We start from the raw sequence: 10112 nt of genomic DNA on the forward strand, positions 1-10112 counted from the left end.
TTGAGCGCGGAGCAGATCAAGCCGGCGCCGGAGATGGGCTCGGTGCTGGACACCGACTACCTGATCGGCCTGGGCACGCTGGACGAGCGGATGCTGATCCTGGTGGACATCGACCGGCTGATGTCCAGCGACGAGATGGGCCTGGTCGAGAAGATCGCCGCCTGAGGCGGGCGCGCACAACCCTTTCCTGCGGCAAGCGCGCGTTCTGCGTGCTTGCCCTTTCCTGATTTTCTGGAGTGATGAGCATGTTTCTGAGCAATATTTCCATCGGCAAGCGGCTGGCCGTCGTGATCGGCGTCATCCTCGCCCTGTCTCTCACGAGCAGCGTGCTTGCCGTGCTGAAGCTGCAGCAGCTCGGCGAGGAAATCAATGCGATGGTCGAGAAGAACATCAAGACCGAGCGCGCGGGCTCCGACTGGCTGCGCAACACCAACTCGGGCGTCCAGCGCGCCGCGGCCATTGCCAAGAGCAGCGATGCGAGCCTGATCGCCTACTTCGCGCCGGCCACGGCGCTCTCCATCAAGGAGACCAACGAGCTGCAGAAGTTCATCGAGGAACAGATGGACACGCCCGAAAAGAAGGCGGTGTACGACAAGGTCGGCGAACTGCGCAAGGCCTACCTCGCGGCCCGCGAGGAGGTCAGCAAGGCCAAGCTGGCGGGCGACATGGAAGGCGCCAACCGGATCTTCAACGAGCGCTTCGAGCCCACCTCGCGCAGCTATCTTGCAGGCGTGCAGCAGATGGTGGACACGGAGCGCGCGCTGCTCGACGCCGCGGCCGAGCGCAGCAAAGAGATGCGCGCCAGCACCAGCCTGATGCTGGTCGTCTTCGGCGTACTGTCGCTGGGCCTGGGCTTGGTGCTCGCCTGGCTGCTGGTGCGCAGCATCACGCATCCGCTGCGCCGCGCTGTCGAAGTGGCCGAGGCGGTGGCCGCCGGCGATTTGACCAGCCGCATCGAAGTGACGACGAAGGACGAGACCGGCCAGTTGATGCACGCGCTCAAGGGCATGAACGGCAGCCTGGCCAAGGTGGTGGGCGAAGTGCGCCACGGCACCGATGCGATCGCGACGGCTTCSGGGCAGATTGCCGCGGGCAACCAGGACCTGTCTTCCAGGACSGAAGAGCAAGCGAGYTCGCTCGAGCAAACGGCRGCCTCGATGGAAGAACTCACGAGCACCGTCAAGCAGAACGCAGACAACGCACGCCAGGCCAACCAGCTGGCGGTCTCCGCTTCCGAAGTGGCGGTGCGCGGCGGCGGTGTGGTCAGCCAGGTGGTGGACACCATGGGCTCGATCAACAGCTCGTCCAAGAAGATCGTCGACATCATCGGCGTGATCGAYGGCATYGCSTTCCAGACCAACATCCTGGCKYTSAAYGCWGCYGTCGARGCSGCAAGRGCYGGTGAACARGGCCGCGGCTTTGCAGTGGTGGCCTCCGAAGTGCGCAACCTCGCCCAGCGCTCGGGCGCAGCRGCAAAAGAAATCAAGGGCCTGATCGACGACTCSGTGGACAAGGTCGAGGCCGGCAGCCGCCAGGTGGCCGAGGCGGGCCGCACGATGGACGAGATCGTCGACAGCGTCAAGCGCGTGACCGACATCATGGGCGAGATCACGGCGGCSAGCCAGGARCAGAGCACCGGCATCGARCAGGTGAACCAGGCSATYGCGCARATGGACCAGGTSACGCAGCARAACGCGGCGCTGGTSGAAGARGCGGCGGCYGCGGCGCAGTCGATGCAGGAGCAGGCCGCGAGCCTGGTCGAGTCGGTCAGCGTGTTCCGGCGCGCCGCCTGAAATGTTCCACCGGGCACTTCATTTTCCGCGCCGCCTGCCGATAGACAGGAAGCAGGCATCGCAAGCGATGCCCGGTGCCAACAAGAAAACGTTTTACAGGTAAAGCCTCATGTCGATGTTCCAAACGGGCCTGTCCGGCCTGAGCGTCGCGCGATCCGCGCTCATGACGACGGCCCACAACACGGCCAACGTGTACACCGCCGGCTACAGCCGGCAGACCGCGCTGGTCTCGTCCAACGGCGGCACGACGACCGGTGCGGGGTTCATCGGGAACGGCGCGCGCGTCACCACGGTACAGCGCAGCTACGACGGCTATCTCACGGCCCAGCTCAACGGCGCCGAGGCCGCGGGCGCGGCGCTCGCGAGCTACGGATCGCAGATCAACCGCATCGACTCGCTGCTGGCCGACAAGACCGCGGGCCTCACGCCGCTGATGCAGAGCTTCTTTGCCAGCGTGCAGGGCGTGGCCAACACGCCGGCCGATCCGGCGGCGCGCCAGCAGCTCATCAGCGCGGCGCAGACGCTGGCCAACAAGTTCCGCGCCACCGACCAGTACCTCACGGACCTGAACGGCTCGGTCAACGACCAGATCGAAGGCAGCACCGGGCAGATCAACACCTATGCCAAGCAGATCGCGAGCCTGAACCAGCAGATCACCCAGCTCAGCGCGATGGCCGGCGGCCAGCCGCCCAACGACCTGATGGACCAGCGCGACCAGCTGGTGAGCGAGCTCGGCAAGATCGTGGGCGTGAAGGTGCTGGAGCAGGACAGCGGCCAGTACAACGTCTTCATCGGCAACGGCCAGACGCTGGTGCTGGGCGACCGGGCCGCGCAGCTGCAGGCGGTGTCGTCCGCCGCCGATCCCACGCGCAAGGCGGTGGCGCTGGTCGGGCTCACCGGCACGGTGTCCGAACTCAACGACGACGTGATTGCTGGCGGATCGCTGGGCGGCCTGCTGGCCTTCCGCGCCGAGACGCTCACCCCCACGCAGAACGCCGTCGGCCGCCTGGCCATGGCGCTGGGCAGCGAGTTCAACGAGCAGCACAAGCTGGGCGTCGACCTGAACGGCGTGCTGGGCACCGACTTCTTCTCGCAAGCCACGGCGGGCGTGTTTTCCAATGCGCGCAACGGGGGCGACATGGTGCTTGGCGCCAGCGTGGCCGACACCTCGCAGCTCACGACCAGCGACTATTCGGTGCAGGTGAAGGACGTGGCTGGCACGCTCACCTACAGCGTCACGCGGCTGTCGGACAAGCAGCCGATGGGCGACTTCACCAGCTTCCCCGCCAGCTTCGACGGCGTGAGCCTCGCGGTGGCCAGCGGCACCGCGCAGGCGGGCGATTCCTTCCTGGTGCAGCCGACGCGCACCGGCGCGCGCGACATGGACGTGCTGGTGCGCGACACCGCCAAGGTGGCGGCCGCATCGCCGCTGGCCATCGGCAAGGCGGTCGGCAACAAGGGCACCGGCGCGCTGAGCCCGGCCGTGGTCGACGCGTCCTACCTGGCCACGCCGCTGGCCGCGACGGTCACGCTCGCCTACGATGCCGCGGCCAACACGCTGTCGGGCTTTCCGGCGACCTCCGCCGTGACGGTGACGCTGGCCGACGGCACATCGACCAACTATGCGGCCGGCACGGCCGTGCCCTACACCGCGGGCGCTTCCATCCGCTTCGACGGCATCGAGGTCAAGCTCAGCGGCGCGCCCGCCGATGGCGACACCTTCACCATCGGCAAGAACGCGGGCGGCGTGTCCGACGGCAGCAACGCGCTGCGTCTTGGCGCGCTGCAGCGCAAGACCGCGATGGACGGCGGCACCTCCACCTTCAACGGCGCCTTCGCCAAGCTGGTGAGCGAGGTGGGCAACCGCGCCATGGAAATCCGCGTGGCCTCGGCCACGCAGGAAGGCGTGACGGGCCAGATCCGCGCGAGCCGCGATTCGATCTCGGGCGTGAACCAGGATGAGGAAACCGCCAACCTGCTGATGTACCAGCAGATGTACCAGGCCAATGCCAAGGTGATCCAGACCGCGTCGACCATGTTCGACGCGATCCTGGGCATCCGCGGCTGAGCCGGCCGCATTTTTCCAAAGAAGATCTTCAGGAGCCGCGATGCGCATCAGCACCCAATCCTTCTACGCCCAGAGCATGAGCTCGCTGGGTTCGCAGCAGCAGCAGCTGTTCCGCATCCAGCAGCAGCTCGCCGCGGGCACCAAGTTCCTGACGGCTGCCGACGATCCGGTGGCCGCCGCGCGCGCGCTGGGCGTGAGCCAGTCGATGGCGGAGTCGGCGCAGTACGCCACCAGCCGCAGCCGCGCGATGCTCTCGCTCTCGCAGGAAGAGACCGCGCTCAAGTCGGCCACCTCGATCATGCAGAACATGAAGACGCTCGCGGTGCAGGCGGGCAACGGCACGCTGTCGGATGCCGACCGCGCCTCGCTGGCCACCACGCTGCAGGGCAACCTGGACCAGCTCGTGAACGTGGCCAATGCCGACGACGGCAACGGCCAGTTCCTGTTCGCCGGCTTCAAGAGCGGGAGCCAGCCCTTCGTGGCCGGCGCCGCCGGCGGCATCCAGTACATGGGCGACCAGGGCCAGCGGCTGATGCAGGTCGACGTGTCGCGCCAGATGTCCACCACGGACGACGGGCGCAGCGTGTTCCAGTCGGTGCAGGGCGGCGCGGGCTACGTGAGCTCGGCGGGCGCGGCCAACACCGGCTCCGGCGTCTTCGGCGCCGTGGGCGTGACYGACGCGGGCGCGGCCAACTACGGCAAGGACTTCGTCATCAGCTTCAGCGGCGGCAACTACACGGTGGCCACGCAGGAGACGCCGCCCGTGGTGGCCGCATCGGGCGCCTACGTGCCGGGCGCCGCCATCTCGTTCGGCGGCCTGCAGATCACCATGAGCGGCGCGCCGGCCGATGGCGACACCTTCCAGGTGGCCACCGCGCGCAATGCGGGCACCGACGTGTTCGCCGCCATCGGCGAACTGGTCACCGCGCTCAGGCAGCCGCTCGCCGGCAATGGCGATTCGGCGAAGGCCGACCTGCTCAACGCGCTCAGCACCTTCAATGTCAAGATCACCAACGCGCACGACAACGTGCTCACCGTGATGTCGTCGATCGGCTCGCGCATGAACGAGATCGACGCGCTCGACACCAGCGGTGCCTCGCGCGGCCTGACCGACAAGGCCTACCTCTCGGAGCTGGTGGACCTGGACCCGGCCAGCGCCATCTCGGAATTCCTGCAGCGCCAGACCTCGCTCCAGGCCACCCAGCAGACCTTCGCGCGGCTGCACAGCATTGCGCTGTTCAACTACCTGTGATTGCGAAGGGGCGTGCGGCTCAGGGCCGCAGCGCCTGCATCAGCTGCGGCAGCGAAGACAGCGCGGCGGCAAAGCGCGGCTCCAGGAAAGCGCCGAGCTGCGGCATCAGCAGCTGCAGCATGCCGATGCCCGCCAGCAGCGTGAGCGGAAAGCCCACCGCAAAGATGCTGAACTGCGGCGATGCCCGGTTCAGGATGCCCATCGCAAGGTTGAGCGTGAGCAGCGCGGTCACCAGCGGCAGCGCCAGCATCAGCCCGTTGGCAAAGATGCGGCCGCCGCCGGACACCAGCAGCATCCAGCCCTGCGCGGCCAGCGGCGCATCGGCAATGGGCAGCGTGTGGAAGCTCTCGGCCAGCGCGGCCAGCATCAGCAGGTGGCCGTCCACCGCCAGGAAAAGAAGAATGGCCAGCATGTGCATGAGCCGCGCGACCACCATGGTGGCGCCGCCGGCCATGGGGTCGAAGAAGGACGCGAACGACAGGCCCATCTGCAGGCCGATGTACTCGCCCGCTGCCAGCACGGCGGCAAACACCATGCGCATGGTGAAGCCGATCGCGCCGCCGATGAGCACCTGCTGCACGATGATCCACACGCCGCCCGCGGAGACCACCGGCACCGCGGGCATCGGCCCGAGCGTGGGCGCGATGGCCACAGCCAGCAGCGCGGCAATGGCCACCTTGGTCTGGCGCGCGACGCCGGGTTCGCCGAACACCGGCGCGGTGCTCACCAGCGCCAGCATGCGCACGAACGGCCACAGGAAGGCCGTCAGCCAGGCGGTCAGCTCCGCCGAGGTGACGGAGAAGATGGCGGGCATGTCGGCGCGCGCTCAGGCGACCAGCTGCGGGATGCTCGAGAACAGCGTGCGGATGTAGTCGAGCATCTGCGCCAGCATCCAGGGGCCGGCCAGCACCAGCACCGCGAACACCGCCAGCAGCTTGGGAATGAAGGACAGCGTGGCTTCGTTGATCTGCGTGGCAGCCTGGAAGATGCTGATGACCAGGCCCACGACCAGCGCCACCAGCAGCATCGGCGCGCCCAGCAGCAGCGAGACGTGGATGGCCTGGCTGCCCAGGGACATGACGGATTCGGGTGTCATTGCGCGCCTCTAAAGATAAAAGCTCTGGGCCAGTGCGCCGATCAGCAGCTGCCAGCCATCGGCCATGACGAACAGCATCAGCTTGAAGGGCAGCGCGATGGAGGCGGGCGGCACCATCATCATGCCCATCGACATCAGCACGCTGGCCACCACCAGGTCGATGATCAAGAACGGAATGAAGATGGTGAAGCCGATCTGGAACGCGGTCTTCAGCTCGCTGATCACGAACGAAGGCAGCAGGATGCGCAGCGGCACTTCTTCCGGGCCCTGCATGTCGGGAATCTTCGCGAGCTTGGCGAACAGGGCCAGGTCGTTCTCGCGCGTCTGCTTCAGCATGAAGGACTTGAAGGGCGCAATGCCTTTCTCGAGCGCCTTCTCGGCCGTGATCTTGTTCTCGGAGAAAGGCTTGTAGGCCTCGTCGTGGACCTTGTCGAACACCGGCGCCATCACGAAGAAGGTCAGGAACAGCGACAGGCCCACCAGGATCTGGTTGGGCGGCGACGACTGCGTGCCGATGGCCGTGCGCAGCAGGCCCAGCACGATGAGGATGCGCGTGAAGCTTGTCATGCTCAGCAGCAGCGCCGGCAGGAAGCTGAGCGAGGTCAGCATCACCAGCGTCTGCACGCTGAGCGACCAGGTCTGGCTGCCGCCCGGGCCGGGCGTGCTGGTGAGGCCGGGCAGGCCCTGCGCCGACGCCGCCATCGGCAGCGCGAGGGCGAGCAGCATCAGCGCGAAGCCGGCAAGGCTTCGTTGGCGGACGGTGCGCATCATGGATGGGGCCGCTGCGCAAGGCCGAGCGAGTCGCGCAGCTTCTGGGCGAACAGGCCCGCCGCGCCGGCCAGGCGGGCGTCGGGCATGGCGCTGGCCGGCGGTGCCGTGGGCAGAACCTGTGCCGGCAGCGAATGCAGCGCATTGACGCGGCCGGCCGCAACGCCCAGCACCAGCCAGGTGCCGCCGACCTCGACCACGACCACGCGCTCGCGCTGGCCGACCATGGTGCTCGAGACCACCTTCACCGATTGGCCACCGCCCAGGCGCTGCAGGCCGAAGCGGCGCGCGGCCCAGGCGCACAGGAAGATCAGGCCCAGCACCGTGAACATGCCGAAGCCGGCCTGCAGCAGGCTGGAGGCGCCCACGGCCGGCGCGGCGGCCTCCACGGGCGAGGGCACGGTCGGCAGCGCAGCGTGGGCGGCAACGCAGGCCGCGGCCGCGAACGAAGCCGCGGCCTGCCGCAGCCGGCGGGCGAAGAGGCTCATGACCGGCCGAGCTTCTGCATGCGCTCGGAGGGCGTGACGATGTCGGTCAGGCGGATGCCGTACTTCTCGTTGACCACCACCACTTCGCCCTGCGCGATCAGGTAGCCGTTGATCAGCACGTCCAGCGGCTGGCCGGCCAGGCCGTCGAGCTCGACCACCGAGCCCTGCGAAAGCTGCAGCAGGCTCTTGATGGTGATGCGGGTGCGGCCGAGCTCGGCCGTGAGCTGCACCGGCACGTCGAGGATGCGCTCCACGTCCACGGGCGAGCCGGCGCCGGTCGCCATGGCCTGCAGCGGCTGGAACACGCGGCTGCCCGCTGGAGCGGCAGCCGGTGCGGGAGCGGGAGCGATCGCCGGCGGGGCGGCGGGGGCGAAGGCGGGCGCGGGCGCGGAGGCCGCGGTCTGCTCGGCCAGCGCGCTGGCCCAGTCGTCCGCATCGCTGGTGGATGGGGTGTTGTCAGTCATGGTCGTTCTTCGGATCGCTGTCTTGGTGGGAGATCATCTGCAGCACGCGCAGGGCATAGCGCTCGTTCGACACGCCGTAGCCGCATTCCATGACCGGAATGCCGTCCACGCGGGCGGTGATCGACGTGGGAAGCTCGATGGGCAGCACGTCGCCCACCTGCAGCTTGAGCACCTCGCCAATGGTCGAGGGCAGCGTGATGAATTCGGCGCTGAGCTCCACGTCGGCGCTCTGCATCTGCTGGGACATCTGGCGCACCCAGCGCTTGTCGACCTCGATCTCGTCCTGCACCGGGTTGGACAGCAGGTCGCGGATCGGCTCGATCATCGAATAGGGAATGCACACGTGCAGGAAGCCGCCCACCGGGCCGAACTCGATCTGCAGCGTGGTGTTGATCACCACCTCGTTGGGCGCGACGATGTTGGCGAGCTTGCCGTGCATCTCGGCGCGCACGTAGTCGAAGCTCAGCGGGAACACCGGCTGCCAGGCGTCGGCATAGCACTGCAGCGTGAGGTTCAGGAGCCGCTTGATGATGCGCTGCTCGGTGCGCGTGAAGTCGCGCCCCTCGACGCGCACGTGGTAGCGCCCGTCGCTGCCGAACAGGTTGTCCACCACCAGGAACACCAGCTTCGGATCGAACACGAACAGCGCCGTGCCGCGCAGCGGCTTCATGTGCAGCATGTTGATGTTGGCGGGCACCGGCAGGTGGCGCACGAACTCGCCGTACTGCTGGATGTGCACCGGCCCGACCGAGATGTCGGGGCTGCGCCGCATGAAGTTCAGCAGCGAACTGCGCAGATGCCGGGCAAAGCGCTCGTTGATGACTTCGAGCGTGTGCATGCGGCTGCGCACCACGCGGTCGGGCGCACCCAGGTCGTACACCGGCAGGCCGTCCGCGCGGGCGGCGGCGCCGTCGCTCTGCTCGGGCGCGCCGCCGGTGACGCCCTGCAGCAGCGCGTCGACCTCGTCCTGGGAGAGCACTTGTTCATAGGCCATGGATCGGCGGTCCGAAAAGGGTTACTGCACCACGAAGGTGTTGAAGGACACGCTGGCGATCTCCTGCGGCGGCAGGCCCGCGCCCAGCGGGCGGCTCAGCTCGACGCGGATCTCCTCGGCCAGGCGGGCCTTGTCGGYGGTCGTCACCAGCGATTCGGGCGGACGGTTCGACAGCAGCAGCAGCACCCGGCTGCGGATCTCGGGCATGAATTCGACGATGCGCGCCTTGGCCTGTTCGTCATGCACCTTGAGGGCCACGCCCACGTGCAGGAAGCGGCCGCGGCCTTCGGACTGCACGTTGACGGTGAGCGGCTCCAGGGTCACGAAGATCGGCTTCTCCGGCACCGGCGCGGCGGCTGCGGCAGGCTCGGCCGGTGCGCGCTGGCGCAGCAGGAAATAGCCGCCGGCAGCGGCCAGCGCGCCAACCAGCGCGACGATCAGGAGCACGATCCACAGCTTCGATGGACGTGCGGGGGAAGGGGGAACGGGGGCGAGTGCGACAGGAGGACTGGTAGCCATAAGGGTGCTGCGAAGCGAATCGGTTTCGGACTATTCTTTGCCAGGTGGCTGGCAGGCGAAGGGCTGATCAAGCGCGGGAAAAGGCCTCAGATCCCGCGTTCGCGATCTCATGCGAAGGTGTCGACGCCGGCACTGGGCCGGCGAAGCATCGCCTGCGCCTGGTTGTCGCCCATGGTGAGCGTGACCTTGAGCGGGCCGAGGCCGGCCGGGTTCAGGTTCAGCTCGGCCACCTGGTAGCCCGCCGCGGTCATGCGCAGCACCTGGTGGCCGATGGCCTTGCCCCAGGCGGCCGAGCCGACGGAGGGCTCCACGCTGAGGATGGGCGTGTGCGGCGAAGCCGGCGGCACGTTCGTGCGCGCGGCAGCGGCCGCGGCCGGCGTGAACGGCATCGCGGTGGCCACGCTGGTGGAAGTGGGCGCCGCGTCGGATGCGGCGGCCAGGTCGGCGGTCTTGTCGGCGGAGATCATGGCGGTGGCCGGTGCCGAGTCGGTGTCGGCATCGGCGGAGAGGGAGGCGGTGGAGGCGCCGCGGGAGTCGGTGGCTGCTGCTGCGGAAGCCGCGGCGGTGGTGGCGGCGGCGTCGGGCGCTGCAGCATCGGCAGCCGGGAGCGCGGCCGGGGCCGTGCCCGCGGCGGCCGGCGGCGGTACAGCGGCTGCGGCCTGCCTGGCGG

General features: G+C 68.4%; 10 protein-coding genes and 2 pseudogenes. 4 read left to right on the top strand and 8 right to left on the bottom strand.

The features are described from left to right. The 4 genes and pseudogenes from AC1DOC_RS07545 to flgL form a co-directional block, all read left to right on the top strand. Positions 1-165: pseudogene (locus tag AC1DOC_RS07545) on the top strand (chemotaxis protein CheW); the annotation flags it as partial. An 80-nt stretch (positions 166-245) separates the two neighbouring features. Continuing rightward, positions 246-1793 (top strand): methyl-accepting chemotaxis protein, encoded by a 1548-nt coding sequence (locus tag AC1DOC_RS07550; RefSeq protein ID WP_478129611.1) that lies wholly within the window; start codon positions 246-248, stop codon positions 1791-1793. Positions 1794-1902: 109 nt separating this feature from the next. After that, on the top strand, positions 1903-3861 hold the full coding sequence (gene flgK / locus AC1DOC_RS07555) for a flagellar hook-associated protein FlgK (RefSeq protein WP_478084603.1): 1959 nt from the start codon (positions 1903-1905) through the stop codon (positions 3859-3861). A gap of 40 nt (positions 3862-3901) precedes the next feature. Then, positions 3902-5113, top strand: coding sequence for a flagellar hook-associated protein FlgL (gene flgL / locus AC1DOC_RS07560; protein WP_062365644.1), 1212 nt, complete (start codon positions 3902-3904; stop codon positions 5111-5113). A gap of 19 nt (positions 5114-5132) precedes the next feature. Here flgL and fliR read toward each other — a convergent pair whose 3' ends face one another. The 8 genes and pseudogenes from fliR to AC1DOC_RS07600 all read right to left on the bottom strand — a co-directional run. Beyond that, positions 5133-5927 (bottom strand): flagellar biosynthetic protein FliR, encoded by a 795-nt coding sequence (fliR, locus tag AC1DOC_RS07565; protein WP_027730288.1) that lies wholly within the window; start codon positions 5925-5927, stop codon positions 5133-5135. A gap of 12 nt (positions 5928-5939) precedes the next feature. Beyond that, on the bottom strand, positions 5940-6209 hold the full coding sequence (fliQ, locus tag AC1DOC_RS07570) for a flagellar biosynthesis protein FliQ (protein WP_015866953.1): 270 nt from the start codon (positions 6207-6209) through the stop codon (positions 5940-5942). Positions 6210-6218: 9 nt separating this feature from the next. After that, the gene (gene fliP / locus AC1DOC_RS07575) at positions 6219-6980 is read right to left on the bottom strand and encodes a flagellar type III secretion system pore protein FliP (protein WP_478084606.1); all 762 of its coding nucleotides are present in this window, start codon (positions 6978-6980) and stop codon (positions 6219-6221) included. Then, positions 6977-7465 (bottom strand): flagellar biosynthetic protein FliO, encoded by a 489-nt coding sequence (fliO, locus tag AC1DOC_RS07580; protein ID WP_478084608.1) that lies wholly within the window; start codon positions 7463-7465, stop codon positions 6977-6979. Before fliO ends, fliP begins: the two co-directional genes overlap by 4 nt. After that, positions 7462-7929, bottom strand: coding sequence for a flagellar motor switch protein FliN (fliN, locus tag AC1DOC_RS07585; RefSeq protein ID WP_015866950.1), 468 nt, complete (start codon positions 7927-7929; stop codon positions 7462-7464). Before fliN ends, fliO begins: the two co-directional genes overlap by 4 nt. Beyond that, complete coding sequence (gene fliM, locus AC1DOC_RS07590) at positions 7922-8923, bottom strand: flagellar motor switch protein FliM (protein ID WP_015866949.1); 1002 nt, start codon at positions 8921-8923, stop codon at positions 7922-7924. Before fliM ends, fliN begins: the two co-directional genes overlap by 8 nt. 21 nt (positions 8924-8944) lie before the next feature. Continuing rightward, complete coding sequence (gene fliL / locus AC1DOC_RS07595) at positions 8945-9442, bottom strand: flagellar basal body-associated protein FliL (RefSeq protein ID WP_478129612.1); 498 nt, start codon at positions 9440-9442, stop codon at positions 8945-8947. 107 nt (positions 9443-9549) lie between these two features. Next, positions 9550-10112, bottom strand: a pseudogene (locus AC1DOC_RS07600) (flagellar hook-length control protein FliK); the annotation flags it as partial.

It is taken from the genome of Variovorax sp. 01T439_2 (assembly GCF_056398445.1).

Bases quoted from the DNA above. Each gene is read 5' to 3' on its own strand.
- flgK (WP_478084603.1), top strand. From the start codon at position 1,903: ATGTCGATGTTCCAAACGGGCCTGTCCGGCCTGAGCGTCGCGCGATCC.
- fliR (WP_027730288.1), bottom strand. From the start codon at position 5,927: ATGCCCGCCATCTTCTCCGTCACCTCGGCGGAGCTGACCGCCTGGCTG.
- fliQ (WP_015866953.1), bottom strand. From the start codon at position 6,209: ATGACACCCGAATCCGTCATGTCCCTGGGCAGCCAGGCCATCCACGTC.
- fliP (WP_478084606.1), bottom strand. From the start codon at position 6,980: ATGATGCGCACCGTCCGCCAACGAAGCCTTGCCGGCTTCGCGCTGATG.
- fliO (WP_478084608.1), bottom strand. From the start codon at position 7,465: ATGAGCCTCTTCGCCCGCCGGCTGCGGCAGGCCGCGGCTTCGTTCGCG.
- fliN (WP_015866950.1), bottom strand. From the start codon at position 7,929: ATGACTGACAACACCCCATCCACCAGCGATGCGGACGACTGGGCCAGC.
- fliM (WP_015866949.1), bottom strand. From the start codon at position 8,923: ATGGCCTATGAACAAGTGCTCTCCCAGGACGAGGTCGACGCGCTGCTG.